This window comes from Rhizobium sp. AP16 (assembly GCF_000281735.1).
GTDB lineage: Bacteria > Pseudomonadota > Alphaproteobacteria > Rhizobiales > Rhizobiaceae > Rhizobium > Rhizobium rhizogenes.
Genome location: NZ_AJVM01000069.1, coordinates 107,412 through 130,667 on the forward strand (window position 1 = coordinate 107,412; position 23,256 = coordinate 130,667).

23 protein-coding genes and 1 pseudogene are annotated in these 23,256 nt (G+C 61.6%); 9 read left to right on the forward strand and 15 right to left on the reverse strand.

All coding sequences use genetic code 11. The features are described from left to right. Positions 1-111: 111 nt before the first annotated feature. Positions 112-345 (reverse strand): hypothetical protein, encoded by a 234-nt coding sequence (locus PMI03_RS22870; RefSeq protein ID WP_037219472.1) that lies wholly within the window; start codon positions 343-345, stop codon positions 112-114. A gap of 125 nt (positions 346-470) precedes the next feature. Between PMI03_RS22870 and PMI03_RS22875 the strand changes: the two genes are divergently transcribed. Beyond that, positions 471-1,385 (forward strand): CoA ester lyase, encoded by a 915-nt coding sequence (locus tag PMI03_RS22875; protein ID WP_007698766.1) that lies wholly within the window; start codon positions 471-473, stop codon positions 1,383-1,385. Positions 1,386-1,418: 33 nt separating this feature from the next. Next, complete coding sequence (locus tag PMI03_RS22880; protein WP_007698767.1) at positions 1,419-1,625, forward strand: DUF1737 domain-containing protein; 207 nt, start codon at positions 1,419-1,421, stop codon at positions 1,623-1,625. 24 nt (positions 1,626-1,649) lie between these two features. Here the strand turns inward: PMI03_RS22880 and PMI03_RS22885 are convergent, their stop codons facing one another. Beyond that, on the reverse strand, positions 1,650-2,087 hold the full coding sequence (locus tag PMI03_RS22885; protein WP_007698770.1) for a metallopeptidase family protein: 438 nt from the start codon (positions 2,085-2,087) through the stop codon (positions 1,650-1,652). Between the two features lie 163 nt (positions 2,088-2,250). On the opposite strand from PMI03_RS22885, the gene PMI03_RS31370 reads away from it, so the two are divergent. The 5 genes from PMI03_RS31370 (at position 2,251) to bfr (ending at position 8,978) form a co-directional block, all read left to right on the forward strand. Further along, positions 2,251-3,201: an ImuA family protein gene (locus PMI03_RS31370; protein WP_007698773.1), complete on the forward strand. Its 951-nt coding sequence runs from the start codon at positions 2,251-2,253 to the stop codon at positions 3,199-3,201. Between the two features lie 40 nt (positions 3,202-3,241). After that, positions 3,242-4,669, forward strand: a complete 1,428-nt coding sequence (locus PMI03_RS22895; protein WP_007698775.1) for a DNA polymerase Y family protein — start codon at positions 3,242-3,244, stop codon at positions 4,667-4,669. Beyond that, on the forward strand, positions 4,666-8,064 hold the full coding sequence (locus tag PMI03_RS22900; RefSeq protein WP_007698778.1) for an error-prone DNA polymerase: 3,399 nt from the start codon (positions 4,666-4,668) through the stop codon (positions 8,062-8,064). Before PMI03_RS22895 ends, PMI03_RS22900 begins: the two co-directional genes overlap by 4 nt. Positions 8,065-8,215: 151 nt before the next feature. Then, a complete protein-coding gene (locus PMI03_RS31175) occupies positions 8,216-8,527 on the forward strand; it encodes a bacterioferritin-associated ferredoxin (RefSeq protein WP_007698781.1) in 312 nt (103 codons plus the stop codon). Then, on the forward strand, positions 8,493-8,978 hold the full coding sequence (bfr, locus tag PMI03_RS22910) for a bacterioferritin (RefSeq protein ID WP_007698784.1): 486 nt from the start codon (positions 8,493-8,495) through the stop codon (positions 8,976-8,978). The genes PMI03_RS31175 and bfr overlap by 35 nt, the downstream gene beginning before the upstream one ends. Before the next feature lie 49 nt (positions 8,979-9,027). Here the strand turns inward: bfr and PMI03_RS22915 are convergent, their stop codons facing one another. The 6 genes and pseudogenes from PMI03_RS22915 to rsfS form a co-directional block, all read right to left on the reverse strand. Next, the gene (locus PMI03_RS22915) at positions 9,028-9,567 is read right to left on the reverse strand and encodes an RNA pyrophosphohydrolase (protein WP_007698787.1); all 540 of its coding nucleotides are present in this window, start codon (positions 9,565-9,567) and stop codon (positions 9,028-9,030) included. Between the two features lie 82 nt (positions 9,568-9,649). Continuing rightward, a complete protein-coding gene (locus PMI03_RS22920; RefSeq protein WP_007698790.1) occupies positions 9,650-10,852 on the reverse strand; it encodes a divergent polysaccharide deacetylase family protein in 1,203 nt (400 codons plus the stop codon). 177 nt (positions 10,853-11,029) lie between these two features. Continuing rightward, positions 11,030-12,355 carry a S41 family peptidase gene (locus PMI03_RS22925; protein WP_007698794.1) on the reverse strand — a complete coding sequence of 442 codons (1,326 nt, stop codon included), beginning with the start codon at positions 12,353-12,355 and terminating at the stop codon, positions 11,030-11,032. Beyond that, complete coding sequence (locus PMI03_RS22930; RefSeq protein ID WP_007698802.1) at positions 12,345-13,805, reverse strand: murein hydrolase activator EnvC; 1,461 nt, start codon at positions 13,803-13,805, stop codon at positions 12,345-12,347. The genes PMI03_RS22925 and PMI03_RS22930 overlap by 11 nt, the downstream gene beginning before the upstream one ends. A gap of 182 nt (positions 13,806-13,987) precedes the next feature. Beyond that, entirely contained in the window at positions 13,988-14,470 is a 483-nt protein-coding gene (rlmH, locus tag PMI03_RS22935) for a 23S rRNA (pseudouridine(1915)-N(3))-methyltransferase RlmH (protein WP_007698806.1), read from the reverse strand. Between the two features lie 116 nt (positions 14,471-14,586). Beyond that, positions 14,587-15,029: pseudogene (gene rsfS, locus PMI03_RS22940) on the reverse strand (ribosome silencing factor). Positions 15,030-15,289: 260 nt separating this feature from the next. Here rsfS and PMI03_RS22945 point away from each other — a divergent pair. After that, positions 15,290-15,682, forward strand: coding sequence for a winged helix-turn-helix domain-containing protein (locus PMI03_RS22945; protein WP_007698813.1), 393 nt, complete (start codon positions 15,290-15,292; stop codon positions 15,680-15,682). Between the two features lie 6 nt (positions 15,683-15,688). On the opposite strand, the gene modC is transcribed toward PMI03_RS22945, so the two are convergent. From modC to modA, 3 genes are all read right to left on the reverse strand, one after another. Beyond that, complete coding sequence (gene modC / locus PMI03_RS22950) at positions 15,689-16,762, reverse strand: molybdenum ABC transporter ATP-binding protein (protein WP_007698817.1); 1,074 nt, start codon at positions 16,760-16,762, stop codon at positions 15,689-15,691. Then, positions 16,759-17,460, reverse strand: coding sequence for a molybdate ABC transporter permease subunit (modB, locus tag PMI03_RS22955; protein ID WP_007698821.1), 702 nt, complete (start codon positions 17,458-17,460; stop codon positions 16,759-16,761). The genes modC and modB overlap by 4 nt, the downstream gene beginning before the upstream one ends. 86 nt (positions 17,461-17,546) lie before the next feature. Beyond that, positions 17,547-18,344 carry a molybdate ABC transporter substrate-binding protein gene (modA, locus tag PMI03_RS22960; protein ID WP_007698824.1) on the reverse strand — a complete coding sequence of 266 codons (798 nt, stop codon included), beginning with the start codon at positions 18,342-18,344 and terminating at the stop codon, positions 17,547-17,549. Positions 18,345-18,516: 172 nt separating this feature from the next. On the opposite strand from modA, the gene PMI03_RS31865 reads away from it, so the two are divergent. Then, entirely contained in the window at positions 18,517-18,753 is a 237-nt protein-coding gene (locus PMI03_RS31865) for a hypothetical protein (protein WP_309574474.1), read from the forward strand. A 169-nt stretch (positions 18,754-18,922) separates the two neighbouring features. Here the strand turns inward: PMI03_RS31865 and PMI03_RS22970 are convergent, their stop codons facing one another. Genes PMI03_RS22970 through obgE form a run of 4 tightly spaced genes read right to left on the reverse strand, consistent with a single transcriptional unit; the run spans position 18,923 to position 23,099 of the window. Further along, positions 18,923-19,504, reverse strand: coding sequence for a nicotinate-nucleotide adenylyltransferase (locus tag PMI03_RS22970; RefSeq protein ID WP_012652975.1), 582 nt, complete (start codon positions 19,502-19,504; stop codon positions 18,923-18,925). A 37-nt stretch (positions 19,505-19,541) separates the two neighbouring features. Beyond that, complete coding sequence (locus tag PMI03_RS22975; RefSeq protein WP_007698830.1) at positions 19,542-20,825, reverse strand: glutamate-5-semialdehyde dehydrogenase; 1,284 nt, start codon at positions 20,823-20,825, stop codon at positions 19,542-19,544. Next, on the reverse strand, positions 20,818-21,987 hold the full coding sequence (proB, locus tag PMI03_RS22980; protein ID WP_007698833.1) for a glutamate 5-kinase: 1,170 nt from the start codon (positions 21,985-21,987) through the stop codon (positions 20,818-20,820). Before proB ends, PMI03_RS22975 begins: the two co-directional genes overlap by 8 nt. Next, positions 21,984-23,099: a GTPase ObgE gene (gene obgE, locus PMI03_RS22985; RefSeq protein ID WP_007698842.1), complete on the reverse strand. Its 1,116-nt coding sequence runs from the start codon at positions 23,097-23,099 to the stop codon at positions 21,984-21,986. The genes proB and obgE overlap by 4 nt, the downstream gene beginning before the upstream one ends. Positions 23,100-23,256 lie beyond the last annotated feature (157 nt).

Consider the following 23,256-nt stretch of genomic DNA (forward strand, 5'->3'; position numbering starts at 1 on the left):
AAGGGGAATCTTGGAAATGCTCCGCAGGTGGGCGCATCCGTCGCGGTGCTGCAATTTGGGAATTGCGCGCACAAGCGCCTCGGGCCCGGCAAGACGCCGCCCTGCCCGATATCAGAGATCGATGATCGTGCCGCGACCGTCGTTCCAGACGCGCATCTCGCGCTGACCGTTGTTCGCCCTGGCGCGCACCGGAACCGGCTTCATCCGCAGCGAAATCGCGCGGCCCACCATAAGCGCGGTGAGGATGCCGCCGACGGCGAGCGTCAGCGAAACGGTAAACAGCGCCATCGCCGCAAACACGGTGATGCCGGCAAGCGCGATAAACAAGGAACGGATGTTTTTCATGGTCGAGACCTCTCTACTCATGGAAATGTGGTCCTCTCTTCTCCCATCTGCAAGAGGAGCGTGGCTTTTTGTTGTCGCGCCATTGTCATCTTGCCTAGAGATTGAAAGCGCGGCAAAACTGGAGGATGAGTAGAGCTGCCCCTCCCCGTTCCGTCTGCCTGCGCCGCTCGGTGCTGAGCGTACCCGCGATCAACCTTCGCGCGCTTGAAAAGATCGTCAGCCTCGATTGCGATGCGATCATCTTCGATCTCGAGGATTCCGTGGCGCCGGAGAAGAAAGCGGAGGCGCGGGAGAATTTGAAGGTCTTTTTTGCCGGCCCGCCGCCTGTCGGCAAGGAGCGGATCATCCGCATCAATACGCTGTCATCCGGTTTTGGCGCCGACGACCTGGAGCTGGTGCTGGCACTCGAACCCGATGCGGTACTTCTGCCCAAGGTCGACGGACCGCAGGATGTGACTGTCGTCAGCGATAGGCTTGCCGAGGCGGATGCGCCGGAGAGCCTGCGCATCTGGGCGATGATCGAGACGCCGCGCGGCATTCTGAATGCGGCCGCCATTGCCGAGGCCGGACGCACGCCGGGAAGCCGGCTCGATTGCTTCGTCGTCGGTCTCAACGATCTGCGCAAGGAGACCGGGGTATTGCCGCAGCCGGGTCGCGCCTATCTGGTGCCCTGGCTGATGCAGGTGATTTTGGCCGTCAGCGCCTACGGGCTCGACGCCATCGACAGCGTCTTCAACGATTTCAAGGATATGCAGGCGCTGGACGCCGAATGCGACGAAGGTCGCGCCATGGGCTTTGCTGGCAAGATGCTGATCCACCCGAACCAGATCGAGGCCGCCAATCGGCATTTCGGGCCGGACGAGACGGCGATTGCCGAGGCGGAGGCGATCATCGCCGCCTTTTCCGATCCCGCCGCCGCGAGCCTTAATGTCGTCAATCTCGGCGGCCGCATGGTCGAGCGGCTGCATCTTGTCCAGGCGGAGAGACTGGTTCATAAAGCTCGCCTGATTGCAAAACGCCATCGCCCTTCGGCAAGTTGAGGGTGAGGCCGAGATGTTACGAAAGACGCTTCGATGAAACTCTATCGCTTCCTCACCGGACCGGATGACGCTTCCTTCTGCCACAGGGTGACCGCCGCGCTGAACAAGGGCTGGGATCTCTCGGGCTCGCCGACCTATAGCTTCAACGCCGCGACCGGCGTGATGCAGTGCGGCCAGGCGGTCGTCAAGGAAGTTGTCGGCAAGGATTATGATCCTGAGATCAAGCTTTCCGAGCAATAGGCGTGCAGCAATAGGACTGCTCTTCTAGCGATCCGTCGCTTCTTCCGCGCTTTCCTCGATGCGCTCCATGTCCTCGTCGCTCAGGCCGAAATGATGGCCGATCTCGTGGATCAGGACATGGGTGATGATGTCGCCGAGGGTTTCCTCGTTTTCCGCCCAGTAATCGATGATCGGCCGGCGATAGAGGCGGATCTTGTTCGGCATTTCTCCGGTCTGGGCGGTGAAGCGCTCGGATATGCCGCGACCTTCGAACAGGCCGAGCAGGTCGAAGGGCGTTTCCAGCGCCATGTCCTCGAACACGTCGTCGTCTGGAAAATCCTCGATCACAATGATGAGATTGCCGGTGAGCGAACGGAATTCGTCCGGTAGGTGGCTGTAAGCCTCCGTGGCCAGTGATTCAAACGTGCTGATTGAGGGTGCGTGGCGGTCCCGCCAATCCTCGCTCTGGTCAATGCGGGCCATGAATGCTTCCTTCCGTAGCTGGTCATATAGAGCCTTTGCTCGGCTTTTTCGAGAGCCGATTGTGGCAGAGGAATATTTTCTCATAGAATCATGTTGACTCTTTCCTCGACCTCTGGAATCCATAAGAACATAACAGGAACATAATTGATCTGGAGCTAACGTCATGGCCGAGACCGCCGTGGCGCGGGAAACGCTTTTTGCCCTGCGTGAAACCATCGCCCGACTGGAAGGCAGGCCGATACCGGCGCTGTCAGCGGCTGCGCATGAGACGCAGGCGATGGAACCTGATGCCGGTCAGGCGGATGCTGCCCAGTCGCTGCTTGCGATCGGGGTTGTCGATCTCGATGAGGCGATGCAGGGCGGTGTGCCGCTCGATGCACTGACGGAAATCCGTTCGCTGGCCTTGCGTCATGCGGGTGCGGCCAGCGCTTTCACGTTTGCTCTTGCCGCGCGGCTTGGGGCGCAAGCCGCCGGCAAGACCGCGGCTGTGGCGCCGGTTCTATGGATCGGTGACACGGTCGCGGCGATGGAGGCGGGCCTGCCCTACCCCATCGGCATCAGGGATTTCGGATTGGAACCGTCCGCTTTCCTGCAGGCCTCGCCGCGCAAGCTGGAAGAGGCGTTGTGGCTGGCGGAGACGGCACTCGCAAGTGCTGCCTTTGCGGTCGTCATCCTGGAAGTGCGCGGCAATCCGGCCCGTTTCGGCCTGACCGAAAGCCGGCGGCTCGCGCTTCGGGCCAAGGCGGCGGGACGGCCTTTGTTCTTATTGCGGCAGGGGGGCGAGGAGGAGGCAAGCAGCGCCCTCTTCCGCCTCTGCGTCGAACCCGCGCCGGCTTTGGCGCGGCTTCTACCGGACGGATCGATGCTTGGCGGTAGCATCGGTCATCCGGCCTTTCATCTCACCCTGGAAAAGAGCCGTAACCCGGCGCCTTTTTCCATAACCCTGGAATGGAATGCCCATGACCGCCAGTTTTCCCCTGTCCCCGACGCTCAGCGTCCTGCCTTTCCCGACGAATACGCAGCGCATTCTGGCGCTGACCTTCCCGCATCTGCCGACCGACCGGATCGCCCGCAAGCGCTGGGGCCTGTCCTGGCGTACAGACGGCCGGCTTGAAGCGCCGCCGCTCGCCTGCGCCGGCAAGCTCAGCAATGCCATGCGGCTCACCGCGCTCAACGAAAAGGCGGAGATCATCGGGCTGAAGCTCGGCCTGGGTGTTGCCGAGGCGAAGGCAATCTGTCCCGCTCTCGACGTCATCGAAGAGGATCCGGCGGCAGACCGCAAGCTGCTGGAGGCGATCGCCGACTGGTGCGATCGTTATACGCCGCTGGTGGCGATCGACGGCAAGGACGGGCTTTTTCTCGACATTACCGGCTGCGCCCATCTTTTCGGCGGCGAAGAGGCACTGCTCGAGGATATATTGATCCGCATTTCCGGGCTTGGTCTCGACGTTCGTGGCGCCATCTCCTCGGCGCCGGGCCTGTCCTGGGCGGTTGCCCGCTTTGACGACAGCCGCGTCGTCCCGCCGGACGCCATGGAAGAGGCGCTGGCGCCGTTGCCGGTCGCGTCGCTGAGGCTCGGCGAGGAAACCGTCGCCGCATTGCAGAAGCTGGGGTTGAAGCAGGTGGGCGATCTTCTTGTCGCGCCGCGGGCGCCACTCACCCGCCGTTTCGGCGCGCAACTGCTTCTGCGGCTCGATCAGGCCATTGGCCTGACTGAGGAACCGATCTCGCCGCGCCGGCCGGTCGCGCAATTGTCAGCCGAGCGGCGGCTTGCTGAGCCGGTGCAGGCCGAGGCCGAAATCTTGCAATTGGCCCGCGAGCTTGCCGAAACCCTGAAGCCGGGGCTGGAAGCGCGCGGTGTCGGCGGCCGCTTGTTCGAACTCCTGCTGTTTAGGGTCGACGGCGCGGTGTTCCGCATTGCTGCCGGCGCGTCGCAGCCGTTGCGTGAGCCGCGGCGGGTCGCCGGCCTGTTCACCGAGCGCTTTACCGCCATTCATGACGATCTCGATGTCGGATACGGCTTCGAGATCGTCCGTCTGAACGTCCTGCAGCATGCGCCTTTCGACGCGATGCAGGGCGATTTCGTCGAGGAGGACCGGCAGGGCACGTCGCTTGCCGCCTTCGCCGACCGGGTTGCGGCGCGGCTGGGGCCGGATTGCCTGCAGGGTTTCGAGTTGCGGCAAAGCCATATTCCCGAGCGGGCCGCCCGGCCGGTGCCGGCCATGGACATCCTCGCTACTCGCAGGCGGACGGGCAGCGAAGATGCCGGTCACGGCTTTTTCCGGGGCGAACGGCCGCTCCGGCTGTTTCGCACGCCGGAGCCGATCGAGGCCTTTGCCGCCGAGGTGCCTGATGGCCCACCCCGGCAGTTCCGCTGGCGGCGGATGATGCATCGGGTCTTGCGGGCCGAAGGGCCGGAGCGGCTGGCGGCGGAATGGTGGATCGAGGAAGCGGAAGACGTCCCGGAGCGTGATTATTTCCGCATTGAGGACGAGGACGGTCATCGCTACTGGCTGTTTCGCAAGGGGCTCTATGGGCAGGATGCTGCGCCGGGCTGGTATATGCATGGGGTTTTCGCGTGAGCGGCCATCCGTCCTTTTCCGGGTCGGCCCCTTTTTTCGAGATCGGAGCACGGTCGAACTTCTCCTTTCTCGAAGGTGCCTCGCATCCGGAAGAGATGGTGCTGGGCGCGAAGATCGCCGGCCTTGCCGGCCTTGGCCTTGCCGATCGCAACAGCGTCGCCGGCGTGGTCAAGGCGCATGTCATTGCCAAGCAGCATGGCTATCGCTTTCAGCCCGGCGCCCGCCTCGTCTTTTCGGACGGCACACCCGACATTCTCGCTTTCCCACAGAACCGCCAGGGTTGGGCGCATCTCTGCCGGTTGCTGAGTGCCGGCAATCTGCGTGGCGAAAAAGGCGTTTGCATCCTGAACGAAAGCAACCTGCTGGAATGGGGCGACGAGATGATGCTGGCGCTCGTTCCAGATGCGGCGAGCGTGGAGACACCGGAAGGACAGGCAAAGCTGGAGGAATGTCTTGCGCGGCTTTGGATGCGCTTCGGCAGGAAGCTTCATATGGTCTTGTCGCCTGCCTATGACGGGCGGGATCGACTGGTTTTTGCGACCCTTTCTATCCTGGCGCTTCGAAACGGCGTGCGGCTGATCGCGAGCAACGAGCCGCTTTATCACGCAACCGAACGCAAGCCGCTTGCCGATATCGTCGTTTCGATCCGCGAACATGTGCCGATCGCTGAAGCCGGTTTCAAACTCGCGGCCAATGCCGAGCGCTATCTGAAGGGTGGGGCCGAGATGGCGCGTCTTTTCAGGGACTATCCGAAGGCCATTGCCAATACGCAGAAATTCTTCAATCGGCTGTCTTTTTCGCTGGATGAGCTGAAGCACAATTATCCCGACGAAAGCGTTCCGGGCGAGACCGTATCGGAAACGCTGGAGCGGCTGGCGCGGGAAGGCGCGAAACGGCGTTATCCCGATAAGATTCCCGAAAAGGTCGCCAAGCAGATCGATTATGAGCTCGCGCTCATCCGCGAGCGGCAATACGAGCCTTATTTCCTGACGGTGCATCGCATTATGGAATATGCCCGTAGTCGGAATATTCTCTGTCAGGGGCGTGGGTCCGCCGCCAATTCCACAGTCTGCTATTGCCTTGGGATTACCGAGGTCAATCCGGAGATCACAACACTCTTGTTCGAGCGCTTTATCTCGACGGAACGCGAGGAACCGCCGGATATCGACGTCGATTTCGAACACGAGAAGCGCGATCAGGTCATCCAGTTCATCTATGACCATTATTCCAAGGAGCATGCCGGACTGACGGCGGCGGTCACCAGCTATCGGGCGCGTTCGGCCGGCCGCGAAGTGGCGAAGGCCTTCGGCCTGTCGGAGGATGTGCAGTCGGCCTTGGCGAGCGGCGTCTGGGGCTGGTCGACGGAAGAGCTGTCCGAGCGCGAGGCACGGCTGGCGGGCCTCGATCTCAAGGACAAGACGACGAAGCGCGTGCTCTCCTATGCCTCGACGCTGATGGGGTTTCCGCGCCATCTGACCCAGCATGTCGGCGGTTTCGTCATCACCCGGGACCGGCTGGATGAAGTCGTGCCGATTATGCATACGGCGATGAAAGATCGCTATATGATCGAGTGGAACAAAGACGATCTCGACAGTCTCAATATCTTGAAAATCGACGTTCTGGCGCTGGGTATGCTCACCTGCCTTGCCAAGGCTTTCGATCTCCTTCTGCTACATTATGATGTAAAGAAGCAGCTTGCCGATCTTGGGAGTGGCGAATATCCCGACCGCATACCCGTCTATAACATGATCTGTCGCGCCGACACTATCGGCGTCTTCCAGATCGAAAGCCGGGCGCAGATGAGCATGTTGCCGCGTCTCCAGCCCCGCAAATTTTACGATCTGGTCATCGAGGTGGCGATCGTTCGGCCTGGGCCGATCCAGGGCAATATGGTGCATCCCTATCTCAAGCGACGGGAGGCTGATCGGGCGGGAAAGGATCTCGACTATCCGAGCCCTGAGCTGAAGGAGGTTCTGAAGCGAACGCTGGGCGTCCCCTTGTTTCAGGAGCAGGCCATGCAGATCGCCATTACGGCCGCAGGTTTTACGCCTGCCGAGGCCGACAAGCTGCGCCGAGCGATGGCGACGTTCAAGCGAACCGGTACTATCCATACCTTCGAGAAGAAGATGGTCGAAGGCATGGTTGCTCGCAACTATGACCGTGAATTCGCCAAGAATTGCTTCGAGCAGATCAAGGGCTTCGGCGAATATGGCTTTCCGGAAAGCCACGCGGCTTCCTTCGCCCTCCTCGTTTATGCGTCTTCCTGGATCAAGACCTATTATCCCGATGTCTTCTGCGCAGCGATGTTGAATTCGCAGCCGATGGGCTTCTATGCGCCGGCGCAGCTCGTACGCGATGCGCGAGAACATGGCGTCGAGGTGCGGCCGGTGGATATCAACCGGTCGGAATGGGATTCGCTTTTGGAGGAGGCGCGTTTCGACAGGAATGCGATCGAGCCCCGTCATGCGCCGATGCGGGAAGTGATCCGAACGAACCGAGCCGTCCGTCTCGGCTTCCGGCAGGTCAAAGGGCTATCGGAAACCGATATGGGTGAACTCGTTGCCCGTCGCGGCTCTGGCTATGCCTCCGTGCGCGATCTCTGGCTGCGCTCCGGCCTTGCCAAGTCCGCCATCGAGCGGCTTGCCGATGCCGATGCCTTCCGGTCGATCGGGCTTGAGCGCCGCGAGGCGCTGTGGGCCGTCAGGGCGCTGGATGCGCAAAGTGCCGCCGAAAAGCTTCCCCTTTTCGATCTAGCCGATCGCGCCGACCTGCAGGTCGAGGCAGATGTTTCGCTGCCGGAGATGCTGCCCGGCGAGCAGGTGATCGAGGATTATCGCTATCTCTCGCTGTCTCTGAAGGCACATCCGGTTTCTTTCCTACGCGCGGATTTCGCCCGCATGGGCATCGTACAGACCCGGGATCTGCCCACTATCGCCAATGGGCGCATGGTGACGGTGGCGGGACTGGTGCTAGTGCGCCAGCGGCCGGGCTCGGCGAATGGGGTGATCTTCATGACCCTCGAGGACGAGACCGGCGTTGCCAATGCGATCGTCTGGCCGAAGATGTTCGAGAAATACCGCGCCATCGTCATGGGTGCCCGGCTGGTCAAGATCCGTGGCCGCCTGCAGAGTGAGAGCGGTGTCATCCATGTGGTGGTCGATTATATCGAGGACATGACCCCGGCGCTCGGCATTCTGCAGCGCGAAGCCCGGCGTTTCGGCGTCAGTGACCGGGCGGACGAGGCCCTGCGTCCAACCATGGATCATCGGCAGAGGAAACGACTTGTGGAGGATGGCCGGTCGGCGCAAAGCCTGGCTGGCGAGATCGCGACGGATGGCCGCGGCGATATTGCCGGGACGGCCAGAGTCATGCCGCGAGGCCGCAATTTTCATTGAAGTCTGGGGAAAAGCGGGATGTCGCTCCCTCGTAGGGCGATATCCCGAGCTTTGCCTAACGAAAAATGAATCGATTCTTTACTTGACAAGAACCCTCTTCTTTCGCAGATAACAGGATAGCAAATGTCATGTTTGACGGACTGAGCGAAGAATGCTGGTTTGTAGCTGTAATTATATCACCGACAAGGAAATCCGGGACGTCATCAACGAGTTCCTGGATGAGGACTGTTGGCAGCTCATCGTCCCCGCCAAGGTGTATCACGCCATGTCGAAGCGCGGCCGTTGCTGCGGTTGTTTCCCGAATGTCGTTGATATCATTATACAGACAACCGAAGACTATCATGCCCGTCGCCACTCGACGGAAGCCGAAATATTTGATTTCATGTCCCGCCTGAAAAAATTCCATGAAGAAAACAGGAGAGCGGACATTGAAAGGCGACAAAAAAGTCATCGAGCGGCTTAACGAGGCTCTGTTCCTCGAGCTCGGCGCAGTCAACCAATATTGGGTTCATTACCGGCTTCTCGAAGATTGGGGCTACACCAAGCTTGCCAAGAAGGAGCGTGCGGAATCCATCGAGGAGATGCAGCACGCCGACCGTCTCGTCGCCCGAATCATCTTCCTAGAAGGACATCCGAACCTGCAGACGCTGGCACCGCTGCGCATCGGCCAGAATGTCAAGGAAGTGCTGGAAGCGGATCTTGCCGGCGAATACGACGCCCGCACCGCCTACAAGAAGTCGCGCGACATCTGTCATGACGCCGGCGACTATGTGTCGATGAAGCTGTTCGAACAGCTGCTGATCGACGAGGAAGGTCATATCGACTTCCTGGAAACCCAGCTCGAACTGCTCGGTAAGATCGGCGAGGCCAAATACGGCCAGCTCAACGCCGATTCGGCCGATACCGCCGAATAATCGCATTCGGATCCGGCCGCTTTTCGAGACGGCCGGATCCCAACTTGCGTCAGTCTTCGGCCTTCAGGCCTGCCAGGTGCTGGAATTCAGCAACCACTTGGTCGTAGACCGGGCGCTTGAAGGCGACGATCAGGCCGGGCAACTCCGCCATCGGCTTCCATTCCCAGGCGTCGAATTCTGGCTCATGGCCGCCGGGCGGCGGGTTAATGGCGATTTCGCTCTCGTCGCCATCGAAGCGGAAGGCGAACCAGCGTTGGGTCTGGCCGCGGAATTTCCCCTTGAGGCCGATACCAATCAGTTGCGGCGGCAGATCGTAGTTGATCCAGTCTTTTGCCTCGGCAAGCAGCGTCACCGTCTTCATGCCGGTCTCTTCATAGAGCTCGCGATAGGCTGCCTCCAGCGGATCCTCGCCGGCGTCGATGCCGCCCTGCGGCATCTGCCAGAGCTGCGGTGAGCCGTCATATTCGGAATTGCCGATCGGAATGCGCTTGCCGGCCCAGACCAGCCCCTCGCGGTTCAGCACCATGATGCCGACGCAGGGGCGATAGGGCAGGTCTTCGGCTTTGATGGGTGAGTTGGTTTTGCTCATCTTGTCCTCTGGGGGTCAGGGGTGTCTAGAGCGCTTCAGCGCTCTAGCTTATTGTTTCTGCGCAATTCCGGACAGAAAACCGCTAACGCACTTTTCCTGGAATTGCTTTAGGGTCGTCGGCAAGTGCCGAGACGGCAACGATCTCGATGCCGCGCATGGCTGCCTCCTGGCTCCATTTGCTGATGGCGTCGATGCTCTCGTCGAAGGCGGATGCGACGCCGATCGCCGTGCCATTGCGACGCGCGATGCGCTCCAGCTCGTCGAGCTTCTTCAGGATGGCATCCTGCTGCAATTCGCCATCAAGCTGCATGTCGGCGAAAGCATGCGGTGTCTCCAGCGCCTTGGCGACGGTGCCGGATTTGGATTGGGCGGACGAGCCGTCGTCGAGGAACAGCAGGCCGCGCTTGCCGATATCGCGCATGACGGGCTGCAGGGCGTCGGTGTTCGACAGGAAGCGCCCGCCGAGATAGTTCATCACGCCGGTATAGTTGGTGATCTTGCCCATGGCCTTGTGCAGGTTGTCGATGTTCTTCGCCGCCGATTGCGAGGTCAAAAGCGTCTCAGGCCCGGGATTGTTGCCGGGATAGTCGAAAGGCTCGAAAGGCACCTGGATCAGGATCTCATGGCCGCCGCGCCGCGCCTCCTGCATCCAGCGCTGCAGGCTGTTGCCGCTGGCGGCAAAGGCGAGGGTGATTTCTTCCGGCAGCTTCTCGATGGCGCGCTGCGTGCCGGTCTGGCTAAGGCCGAGGCCGCTGACGACGATGGCGACGCGGGTGCCGCGGGCGCCGGACCAGGGCCGGGCATATTGGTCCATTGATCTAAGCCCGCTTGGCGCTGTGATCGGCAGCTTGCCGAAGGGTGAATCCTCCAGCAGGCTTTCGTTCGGCGTTGCCGCCATGCGCGGATCCTGGCCGATCTGGTTGGCATTGATCAGCACCGGGCCGCTGCCGTCGCGCGCGGTCGGGCTGAACATGGTCACCACAGAGCCATCGCTGGTGACGATGCGAGAGGTATTGGCGCCGGATTGCGGATCGACCTCAGTCAGGCTCGGCTGATCGGCCGCGGCGGGTCTAGTGTCAGCCGGTGGCGTGGGCGCCGTCTTCTCGGCTGTCTCGACCGGCGGCGGGGTTTTCTGGAGAGTATCGCGCAACAACGCCGAATAGAGGGAAAAGCTGGCGATTGCGATCAGACAGAAGCCGGCAAGGATGCGCCCGAAGGGCGGCCGCCGCCGCTTACGGTCCGGTCCGCGGTTCTGGCCGAGCGGTGCATGCAAATCCGTTCCCAAAGTCCGTATCCACCCCAAGCGGGAAACTGTCTGCCCCAGACTCAAAACACGAAAGCATGATCCGAATAGATGTCGAATGAGATCGCGCTCATTCCGGCGGCGGAAGCAAGATGAGACCGGTCACCTCGCCCCGGATATGAAAAGCGCCGGGTCTGTTTCCAGCCCGGCGCTGTTTCCTTATTTGGAGGAAACCGCCTTTTCCGGATTCGGCGGGAAGGCCGGATCGGTCTTGGCGCCGCGCAGCAGGTCGAGCGCGTAGTTGAGCTGGAGATCGTCCTTCGGATCCGGCGGCACATAGGCGGCCGAGCCGGAGCCCTGGTCGGTTTCACTCTGGCCCTTGATGTGGCCTGGTAGGCTGGATTCGCCCTCGGTTACCAGCTTGCCCTTCAGATCGTCCGGCAGCGGCTGGTCGACCTTGATGTCAGGCGTGATGCCGGTGCCCTGGATGGAGCGGCCCGATGGCGTGTAATAGAGCGCCGTCGTCAGACGCAGCGCGCCGTTTCCGTCACCGAGCGGGATGATCGTCTGGACCGAGCCCTTGCCGAAGGACTGCGTGCCGACGACGGTAGCACGGCGCAGGTCCTGCAGGGCGCCGGCGACGATTTCCGAAGCCGAAGCCGAGCCGCCGTTGATCAGCACGATGATCGGCTTGCCGTCGGTGATGTCGTCCGGGCCGGCATTGAAGCGGCGGGTTTCATCCGGATTGCGGCCGCGGGTCGAGACGATTTCGCCACGCTCCAGCACATCGTCGGCAACATTGATCGCCTGGTCGAGCAGGCCGCCTGGATTGAGGCGCAGGTCGAGGACATAGCCCTTGAGCTTGTCGGCCGGGATGTCCTTCTTGATCTTGGTGATCGCGGCTTCGAGATCCGGCGTGGTCTTTTCGGTGAAGGAAATGATGCGAAGATAGCCGACATCGCCCTCTTCGCGCGACTTGACGGCGGCAACGGCGATCACGTCACGGATGATGGTGAGTTCGATCGGCTTGTCGGCGCCCTTGCGCAGCAGCGTCAGCTTGATCGGCGTCTTGACCGCGCCGCGCATCTTCTCGACGGCATCTTCCAGCTTCAGGCCGCGTACGGACTGACCATCGATGGCGGTGATGTAGTCGCCGGCGAGAACGCCAGCCTTGGCGGCGGGCGTGTCGTCGATGGGGGTGATGACCTTGACTAGGTCGTTGTCCATCGTCACTTCGATGCCGAGACCGCCGAATTCACCCTTGGTCTGGGTGCGCATGTCGTCGGCATCCTTGGCATTCATATAGCTCGAATGCGGGTCAAGCGAGGTCAGCATGCCGTTGATGGCGGCTTCGATCAGCTTGTCTTCCTGGGGCGGCGTCACATACTGCGCGCGCACACGTTCAAAGACATCGCCGAAAATCGACAATTCCTTGTACGTGGAAGAACCAGCGGCTTCCGCCGGCACTACCGCCGTGTAGATAACGCTCATCGCGGTCGCACCCATCAATGCGCCAACGAGAACAAGAGAAGCCCTACGTATCATTGCGTGCCTTTCCAGTATCCTTTGAGGTCCACCAGGGTCGAGAATCGACCGGCTTCCCATCTTTTCGAAATTCAATGTAAAGCGTTGGTCGATCTGTTTCCAGCGCCAATGCAGTCGCACTAGCGACTCTTTTTTGGCCCATCACCGCGAGCGGCTCGCCGGCGAAAACAAATTTGCCCAGACGCGTCTTGATCGCGTCCATACCCGACAGCACCATATGGTAGCCGTCGCCCGTGTCTAGAATGACCATCTGGCCGTAGCTGCGAAACGCGCCGGCGTAAACGACTGTCCCATCGGCAGGAGCGGTGACGAGTGCGTCGGGGCCGGTTGCGAGCGTAACGCCCATCGCCGTATGTCCCGTACCGTCGTCGTCGCCGAACTGGCGGAGAATATCGCCCGCCACAGGCAGCTCCAATTTCCGTTTAAGATCGGAGAACGGATATGCGGGCGCAATGCGGTTTTTATCGGGCACACCGCTTTCGGCCAGAGCCTTGGCCTGCTCGCGCTGCTGGTCGGTCAATTGCTCGCGGCGGGCCTGTTCCGCCCGCGCGGCGGCGGCGGCGTCGCGCACCGAGCCGATCTGGTTTTCGAGCGAGGCGACAAGGCCCTCGAGGCTGGTCGCCTGGCCGGCCAGTTCCTCGGAGCGCTTGCGCTCGGCATCGAGTTTTGCGGCGTTCTCATGGCTGAGCTTGTCGTTCTCGCTGAGTAGCATGTCCATGCGCCGTTCTTCCTCCAGACTGTTGGTCATGGTGGTGGTGAGGTCGGCCTTCTCGGTGGCGGTGGCGGTATGCAGCTTGGTGAGGTCGGTCAGGTCGGCGATGAGCTTGTCCGTCTCCTTGCGCATGCCGGGGACAACGGCGCCGAGCAGGATGGCGCTGCGCACCGAGGCAAGCGCATCGTCGGGCGTCACCAGCAGCGCCGGCGGCGGGTTGCGGCCCATGCGCTCCAGCGCACCTAAAACTTCGGCCAGCAGCGCGCGGCGATCGTGCAGCGATTTGCGGATCTTGTCTTCCTTGACCGCGAGATCGGTCAGTGTCTTTTCGCTCTGCTGGATCTTGCGGTCCAGATCCCTGCGGCGGGTGGCGCTGTCGATCAGGGCCTGGCGCAGGCTGGCGGTGCTTTTATCGAGCGCGGCGATACTGTCCGTCAAGGCTTTGGTCTTGTCGGAGGAAAGGCTGATCGTCTTCGACAGATCCTCCAGTGCCGCGCGGGTCTCGTCGCGCTTGCGGGCAAGTTCGGCCGCTGGATCCGGGGCCTGTTCCGCTGGTCCCATCGATGGCGGTGCTGCGGCAGGTTGATCGCTTGGCGCCTGCGCCGCCATGCCGCCATCTTCCTGCGCGAGCGCCACGTCCTGGAACTGAAATGGCCCGGTCACATAGGCACCCACGCCAAAACACACCGCCAGGGATGGCAGCAGCAGGCGGGAAAACGTGGGCGGGGTTTTTCTCATCCAGTCGGTTCGGGCTTGGTCCCTTTAGATCGCGTGAAAATAAGCTGATTTGCCGCGATTACCTAGGAAGCATCATGACTTTTTCGGCGGGAATCAAAACACGCCTGTGTGAGCGTTCCGTTAACGCAAAACAGCGCAAAGCCAAACTGTTTTCGAGCGGCTGGATTCTCGCCGACGGACCGTCAAACCCGGTGGTAGGGATGCCCCGACAGAATGGTGACGGCGCGGTAGAGCTGTTCGGCAATGAGAATACGCACAAGCTGGTGCGGCCAGGTCATCTTGCCGAGGCAGATGGTGGCGTCGGCTCTGTCATAAAGGGAGGGGTCGAGGCCGTCGGCGCCACCAATGGCGATCGTCAGGTCGCGCTTGCCCTGATCGCGGAAGGTGCCGAGCAAAGCGGCGAAGGCTTCGCTGTCGAGCGCCTTGCCCCGCTCGTCGAGGAGAATGAGGATGCCGCCGTCCGGATGCGCTTTCTGCAGCAGAACCGCTTCCTCACGCTTACGCGTCTCGCCGTTCGAGGCGCGGCTTTCGGCCACTTCGGTCATCCGCGCCAATTCCAGCCCGATCGCCGGGCCAGCTTTGGCAAAACGGTCGAGATAACGGGCCGCAAGATCCTTTTCAGGGCCGGTTTTTAACCGTCCCACGGCAAAAAGACCTATTCGCATTCCCACTCCCAAGCATATCCGCCGTCATAGCGGCACGCATATAGACTGTTGCCGGACAATCATGTCCGGCGCTTCAAAATAGCCTGCCGGGGCCGGGAAGTGCTTCCGGGAACCGGTTAGTGCAACGTGCCCTCGTCGAGGTCAGGCGCGGCCCACATCTTCTCGATGTTGTAGAACTCGCGGATCTCAGGACGGAACACATGGATGATGATGTCACCGGTGTCGATCAGCACCCAGTCGCCGCCTTCCAGGCCCTCGACGCGGGGAGAACCCAGGCCTTCGTCCTTGAGATCGGTGGTCAGGTGGTCGGCAATCGCCAGGACATGGCGGTTCGAACGTCCGGAGACGACGACCATGTGGTCTCCAAGCGCAGATTTGCCAGCAATGTCGATAGTGACGATATTTTCGGCCTTGGAGTCCTCGAGGCTAACGAGGACGGCTTGCAGGGCTCGGGCGGCGGCATCGACGCCACGTTCCGGGCTCTTCGGGATAACGACAGGCGTTCTTCCCTTGGCGTGTACTGTTGTCAGTGCTTTTCCTTCCTTGAGTAACAGAACATGCACATAGGTGATCTGAGTCGATCACACTATAAAGATAGGCATCAAAGCATAAAGGTTTCAAGACGCCGGTCGTTATCTATTGGCCGTGAAGACACGCTTTTGTATCAAAGGCCGGCTCTTTAGCACCATATATGGGCAATTGTTCGCTGAAGGGTCCGATCAAGGCTTCCTGCGCGGCAATATCCGCCGAACTTGCGTGCCATGTACAGGCGGGCGAAGGCCGCGTATACACGAGAGCAGACCGAAACGCCCCGATGCCATGACCAAAGCTCTGCAACAATCCCTGAAGCCTGTCCTCCGTGTCCATTTTTCTGGGCAGGAGCGGCTTGGGCGCGGCAAGATGGAGCTTCTCGAGCATATTCGCGAAACCGGCTCGATTTCGGCGGCCGGCCGCGCCATGGACATGTCTTATCGCCGCGCCTGGCTGCTCATCAGCGAATTGAACCACATGTTCCGGGAGCCGGTGGTCGAATCGCAGCGCGGCGGCCAGAAGGGCGGCGGCGCGGTGCTGACGCCGTTCGGCGAGGAGTTGTTGCAGCGGTTCCGCTCCATGGAAGGCGCGGTGCGCGCGGCAATCGCCGGCGACCTCGAATGGCTGGAGGCTAATCGCAGCGATGGCGAGGCCATTGCGGCGCAGTCCACGAAGCCCTGATCGATTTTACGATTCGAGCGCCACGGTCTTTATGACCGCATGGATGGGCAGGCCAACACGCAGATCCATGCGCTCGGCGGAAAATTGCGTGATGCGGGCAAGCACGATGTCGCCACCGCAATCGACCTTCACCTCGACCGTGCCGTCGGCGGCAGCCCCCATCCCCAATATGCAGCCGCCGAGAATGTTGAGGGCGCTGAGCCCTTCCGGCCTGCCTGTTGCCAGCATGACGTCGCGGGCGGGAATATGGACGCGAACGGTCTTGCCGATGCCGGTGGCTTCGCCGGGCACGAAGAGCTTTGCCGTCTTCAGTGCGACGATGGTCAGGCGGTGTTGGCGGTCGATATGCTCGACGCGGCCCTCAAGCAGGACGCCTACTTCACGACGGTCGCTGGCCTGCGGGCCGGAAAGCTCGCTGAAGATCTCGACCGCTGGTCCCATCGCCTCCACCTTGCCGTCGCGCATGACGACGACGCGGTTCGCCAGCCGCGCCACCTCGACAATCGAGTGGCTGACATAGATGATCGGCACTTTCGTTTCGTCGCGAAGCCGTTCGAGATAGGGCAGTATCTCGGCCTTGCGGGCTTCGTCGAGTGCGGCCAGCGGCTCATCCATCAACAGCAGTCGGGGCGAGGACAGGAGCGCGCGGCCGATGGCGACGCGCTGCTTTTCGCCGCCGGAGAGTTTTCCCGGCTGCCGATCGAGAAGAGCTTCGATGCCCAAGAGATCGATGACGCCATCGAAGCTTTCGCCGCGCTCGTTCTTCGGCGCGAACCAGCGGCCATAATTCAGGTTCTGTCGCACGGAAAGATGCGGAAACAGTCGCGCCTCCTGGAAGACATAGCCGAAACGGCGGCGGTGGCGCGGAATAAAGAGACGCTTATCGCTATCGGCAAGCACGTCGCCGTCGAGGCTGACGCGGCCATGGTCGGGGCGGATGAGGCCGGCGATGATGCGGATCATCGAGGTCTTGCCGGAGCCGGAGCGGCCGAAGAGCGCGGTGACGCCGCCGTCGGTAGTGAAGGCGGTGTCAAGCGAGAAGGCGCCCAACCGATGGCGGATATCGACGGAGAGCGTCATTCGAAATCCACCCTCTTGCCGGCGAGATAGGCGAGGAATTCCGAGGCGAGCAAAGCTGCCATGGAGATGATGATGGCGATAATCGTCAGCCGCATCGCGCCGGCATCGCCACCCGGCACCTGCGTGAAGGTGTAGATCGCCGAGGACAGGGTCTGCGTTTCGCCGGGAATGTTGGAGACGAAGGTAATGGTGGCGCCGAACTCGCCCATCGCCTTGGCGAAGGAGAGGATCATGCCGGCGATGATGCCGGGCAGGATCAGCGGCAGGGTGACGGTGAGGAAGATCCAGAGCGGACTGGCGCCGAGCGTTCCGGCCGCCTCCTCAAGCTTGCGGTCGACCGCCTCGATCGACAGGCGGATGCTCCTGACCATCAGCGGAAAACCCATGACGCCGCAGGCAAGGGCCGCACCCGTCCAGCGGAAGGAGAGCACGATGCCGAGATACTGGTCGAGCAATGAGCCGATCGGGCCTTTGCGGCCGAAGAGGATGAGTAGGATGAAGCCGGTGACAACCGGCGGCAGGATCAGCGGCAGATGAATGAGGCCGTTGAGGATCGACTTGCCCCAGAATTTGCCGCGGGCAAGCAATAGCGCGGCGGCGATGCCGAAGGGCAGGCTCACCAGCATGGCGACGGTCGAGACGCGCAGGCTCAGCTCGATCGCCGTCCATTCGTCGCTGCTCAAACCCAATGCGTCCAAGTCCCGCCTCGCAAAAATATCTCAGGCTCGCCATCAGCCGGCGAGCCTGGAGGGATAAGCTCTTGCCTATGGTCGAACGATGGGGCTCAACGCTTCAGGACCGTGAAGCCTTCGTGCTCGAAGAACGGAACAGCCTTAGCCGATTTCAGATAGTCGACATAGGCCTGCGTGTCCGGATTGGTGCTGCTGGCGGTGATCGCGATCGGATAGACGATCGGCGGATGGCTGTCTTCCGGGAAGGTGCCGACGACGGCGACGCCCGGATCGGCGGAAACGTCGGTCTGGTAGACGATGCCATAGGGTGCTTCGCCGCGCGAAACCAGAGCGAGGGCAGCGCGTACGCTTTCAGCGCCGGCGACCTTCTTTTCGACGGACGACCAGATGCCGAGCTTTTCGAGCGCGGCCTTGCCATACTTGCCGGCCGGTACCGATTCCGGCTGGCCAATCGCTAGGCGTCCGTCGCCGAGAAGGCCGGCAAGGTCCGTGCCCTGCTTGATCTCGACAGGCTTTGCCTTGTCCTTGGCGGCGACGAGGACGAGCTTGTTGCCGAGCAGGTCGACACGGCTATCATCCTTGATCAGTTTCTTCTCGGCGACATAGTCCATCCAGTTTTTGTCGGCGGAGATGAAGACGTCGGCGGGTGCGCCATTCTCAAGCTGCTTGGCCAGTGGTCCGCTTGCCGCATAGGAGACGGTGACCTGCTTGCCGGTTTCCTTGGTGAAGGCGGCGTCGATGTTGTCGAGCGCGTTTTTCATGCTGGCGGCGGCAAAGACGGTGATCTTGTCGGCGGCAAACGCCGGTGCCGGAATGGCCGACAGGCCAAGCCAGGCGGCGGAGAGGGCGGCAGTTGCAAGTTTAAACCATTGGCGGCGACCGGTGGCCATCATATTTCTCCCAGAGATTGTCGAGATATCTCGAGAGATATAACGGCCGAGGAAGCTTGGCTAGGGGATATATCTGAAAAAGCATAGCGCCACTGCCAGCCGTAACCACACGAATTTAATGGGGTTTTCCATTCTCTGTGCATATTGAGGGACTTTGATGTCACGAAAATGCATGACTATAATCGCCCAAGACAATGGCGAACGCTCACGACCTGAGACGCAACGTTACGAATCGTGCGTTTTCGCCGACAATACGCAAAAGTATGATTTTTGGAATCGCCTGCTCGTAGCTCCGGATGATGTAAAAGAAGCGTTTTTTGGGCAGGGATTTTTCAGAGCTATGATCTGTGTGCATTGCTGCATTGCGCTATCGGCGATTTATCTTTCGGGCAAATCTGGTAAAACCTAAGCATCGGAACGGCGATCTCCTCCTCCCAATGCCTTCCGATAACGATCGGCAACTCTCCTCCTCCCTGTTGCTGGTCAGGTTTGAAAGCCCGACGGATCTCCTCCCCCGTCGGGCTTTTCATTTCTGGAGGTTTTTCCTGAAAATCTGGCTTGATCCTGTGCGAACGCCATTATTGCGCGGCGCGCAAGGCCGTCGAGCTTAGCGTCGAGCGCCGGCCATGGATGAAGGTCCAGGCGGGCGCCCGCTTCTTCCAGAGAACGCGGGCATCGTCTTCGTCGACGCGGGCATATTGAAACGTCTTGGCCATCTTCGCGGAGAGATAGGACAGCGTCGATCCCGGCCGGTCGATGACGGCGATCGGGAAGGTGCGGGCGATCTCCTGCCATTTCTGCCAGCGGTGAAACGTATTGAGGCTGTCGGCGCCCATGATCCAGATGAAATGGACATGGGTGTTGCGCGCCTTGATGTAGGCGAGCGTATTGGCCGTGTAGCTCATGCCGAGCGTCTGCTCGAAAGCTGTTACCTTGATGCGCGGATCGTGGGTGATCGCCTCGCTAAGGTCGATGCGCTCGGCAAGCGGCGCCAGATGGTTGCGGCTCTTCAGGGGATTGCCCGGCGTCACCATCCACCAGAGCTGGTCGAGGCCAAGCCGGCGGATGGCGATTTCGGCCACCAGCGCATGGCCCTGGTGCGGCGGATTGAAAGAGCCGCCGAAAAGACCGACCACCATGCCGCGTTCGGCATGCGGCATGCGCAGATGGTGGTAATCGATCTCTTCTTTCAGCACGTCAGGGCCGTATCTGTCCGGTGCCGTGCACGCGGTATTTGAAGGAGGTGAGCTGCTCGACGCCGACAGGCCCGCGCGCATGCATCTTACCGGTGGCGATGCCGATTTCCGCGCCCATGCCGAACTCGCCACCATCGGCGAACTGCGTCGAGGCATTGTGCAGCAGGATCGCCGAATCGATCTCGGTGAAGAAGCGCTCGACCACTGCTGGGTCCTCGGCAATCACCGCTTCGGTGTGATTGGACGAATATCTGCTGATATGGTCGATCGCGCCGGAAATGCCATCGACGATAGTGACCGAGATGATGGCGTCAAGATATTCCGTCGACCAGTCCTCTTCCGTGGCCGTCTTCAGTCCCGGCACCAGGCGAAGCACCTCGGTGGAGGCGCGGATTTCGCAGCCGGCCTCAGTCAGCCCATCAAGCAAGGGTTTCAGATGTGTCTGCGCCGCCTTGGCGTCAACCAACAGCGTTTCGGCGGAGCCGCAAATGCCGGTGCGGCGCATCTTGGCGTTGACGACGATCGCTTTGGCCATATCGAGATCGGCGGAGGCGTCGATATAGACGTGGCAGAGGCCTTCGAGATGGGCGAAGACCGGTACGCGGGCTTCGCTCTGCACGCGCGCCACCAGGCTTTTGCCGCCGCGCGGCACGATGACGTCGATTGTGCCCTCCAGCCCGCGCAGCATGGCACCGACAGCAGCGCGGTCGGTGACAGGCACGAGCTGGATCGCATGTTCCGGCAGGCCGGCTGCCTTCAGGCCCTCGACCAGGCATTCAAGGATCGCCTGCGACGAGCGGCGCGAATCGCTGCCGCAGCGAAGAATCACGGCATTGCCGGCCTTCAGGCACAGCGCGCCGGCATCGGCGGTAACGTTCGGGCGGCTTTCGAAGATGACGCCGATGACGCCGAGCGGCGTGCGGACGCGCTCGATCTTCAACCCGTTCGGCCGATCCCAGGCGGCGATGACTTCGCCCACCGGATCCGGCAGCGCGGCAATGGCGCGGATGCCCTCGGCCATCTCGGCGACGCGCTTTTCAGTGAGTGTCAGGCGGTCGACGAAGGAGGCGAGGATATCGGTGCCTTCGACATCCTTCAGATCCTTGGCATTCTCGGCGAGGATATGATCCTTGCGGGCGAGAATGGCGTCCGCCATGGCGGCGAGCGCCCTGTTCTTGCTCTCGGTCGAAGCGAATGCCAACGGTCGCGACGCAGCCCGGGCCTTGCGGCCGATATCATTCATCAGCGCATCGATGTCGGGGCTTTGTGCGACAGTATCAAGCATGAGCTTCATCCTTCTTCAGTTTTTCGGCCTTCGTCTTGACGGACGCGGTCATGACGAGGTCGTCGCGGTGCACCATGGCGGCGCGGCCGGCATATCCGAGGATCGCCTCGATCTCAGCCGACTTGCGGCCGGTGATCTGGCGGGCTTCCTCGGCATCGTAACCGACAAGGCCACGGGCGATTTCCCGGCCCGAGGGACCGATAACAGCAATGGTGTCGCCACGGCCGAAATGACCGGTGACCTTGCGCACGCCAGCGGGCAGCAGGCTCTTGCCGGCGCCGAGTGCTGTGACGGCACCCTCGTCGACATGCAGTTCGCCGGCCGGCTGCAACTGTCCGGCAATCCAGGTCTTGCGGGCGGTAACAGGCGTGCCCGATGGTGCGAACCAGGAGGAACGCGCGCCGTTTGCGATGGCGTTCAAGGGACGATCGGTCTTGCCCGACGCGATGATCATGGCGCAACCGGCACCCGTGGCGATCTTGCCGGCATCGATCTTGGTACGCATGCCGCCGCGCGACAGTTCCGAGGCCGCACCGCCGGCCATCGCCTCGATCTCGGGCGTGATGTCGGCGATTGTTTCCAGGAACTTGGCTTCCGGATCAAGATGCGGCGGGGCGGTATAGAGCCCGTCGATATCAGACAGCAGGATCAGCAGGTCGGCGCCGGTCATGGTGGCGACGCGGGCGGCCAGGCGATCATTGTCGCCATAGCGGATTTCGCTGGTGGCGACCGTGTCGTTCTCGTTGATGATCGGCACGGCGCCGATCTTCAAAAGCTGGTTGATGGTGGCGCGCGCGTTGAGATAGCGGCGGCGCTCCTCGGTATCGCCGAGCGTCAGCAGGATCTGGCCGGCGACGATATCGTCATGCGACAGGCTTTCCGACCAGGCACGCGCTAGCGAAATCTGGCCGACGGCGGCTGCCGCTTGGCTTTCTTCCAACTTCAAGGCACCGGAGGGAAGATCGAGCACCGAGCGCCCGAGCGCGATGGCGCCGGAGGAGACGACGAGGACATCGACACCTTTGGCCTTCAGCGCGGCGATATCGGCGCACATGCCGTCGAGCCAGGCCTTCTTCAAGCCGGTCTTGCGGTCGACGAGAAGCGCCGAGCCGATCTTGATGACGATGCGGCGGTAGCGATCGAGCGACTTGCGGGCAGTCATCCCTGCTGCTCCTCGTCATCGCGATCGCTGTTGTCCTCGCTTTCGCCTTCATTGCCGGAGGACTGCATATCGCGATGGCGCACCTTCAGTGCCTTCATCGGCGCTTCCTGCCCAGCGCCGCCGTTGGCTTCAACGATGATGTCGCGCAAAGCGCGCAGCACTTCCGTCATGCCGCTGCCGGTGATGGCGGAAATGAGGAATGGCGTCTTGCCACAGGCCCGCGCCAGTTCGCGCTTCTTCTTCTTCAGCGTTTCCTCGTCCACCACGTCGATCTGTGACAGCGCCACGATTTCCGGCTTGTCGGTAAGCTCGTTGCCGTAGGCTTCGAGTTCATGCTTCACGGTCTTATAGGCTTTGCCGACCTTTTCTTCCTGGGCGGAGACCAGATGCAGCAGCACGCGGGTGCGCTCGACATGGCCGAGGAAGCGGTCGCCGATACCGACGCCCTCATGGGCGCCTTCGATCAGGCCGGGAATGTCGGCCAGCACGAATTCCTGGCCGTCGATGGTGGCGACGCCGAGATTGGGGTGCAGCGTGGTGAAGGGATAGTTGGCGATTTTCGGCCGGGCGCGCGTGACGGCGGCCAGGAATGTCGATTTGCCGGCATTCGGCAGACCGACGAGACCGGCATCGGCGATCAGCTTCAGCCGCAGCCAGATGGTCTTCTCTTCGCCCGGCAGGCCAGGATTGGCCCAGTCCGGGGCCTGATTGACCGAGGACTTGAAATAGGCGTTGCCGAAGCCGCCATTGCCGCCGGCGGCGACGCGATAGCGCTGGCCCTCCCGCGTCAGGTCACAGATCAGCGTTTCCTCGTCTTCCTCGAAAATTTGCGTGCCGACCGGAACCTTCAGCGTGACGTCGGCACCCTTGGCGCCGGCGCGGTTGCGGCCCATGCCGTGCGTGCCGATGGTGGCCTTGAAATGCTGCTGAAAGCGAAAATCGATCAGCGTGTTCAGCCCGTTGACGGCCTCGACCCAGACGTCGCCGCCTCGGCCGCCATCGCCGCCGTCGGGTCCACCGAACTCGATGAATTTCTCGCGCCGGAAGGAGACGCTGCCCGCGCCGCCGTCACCAGACTTGATATAGACTTTTGCTTGGTCGAGAAATTTCATGTTGCGTCCGTCACTCGGTATCGGCGCATGACTTTCCCGGATCGAACGGGATTGGGGAAAGCCCACGCGCTCTTTTCAATAGTTACCGCGCCCTTTGCATATTCGCTGGGATATGCGGTGCGGTCATTTGCCCGTCATGTCGCCTTCGATATAGGCG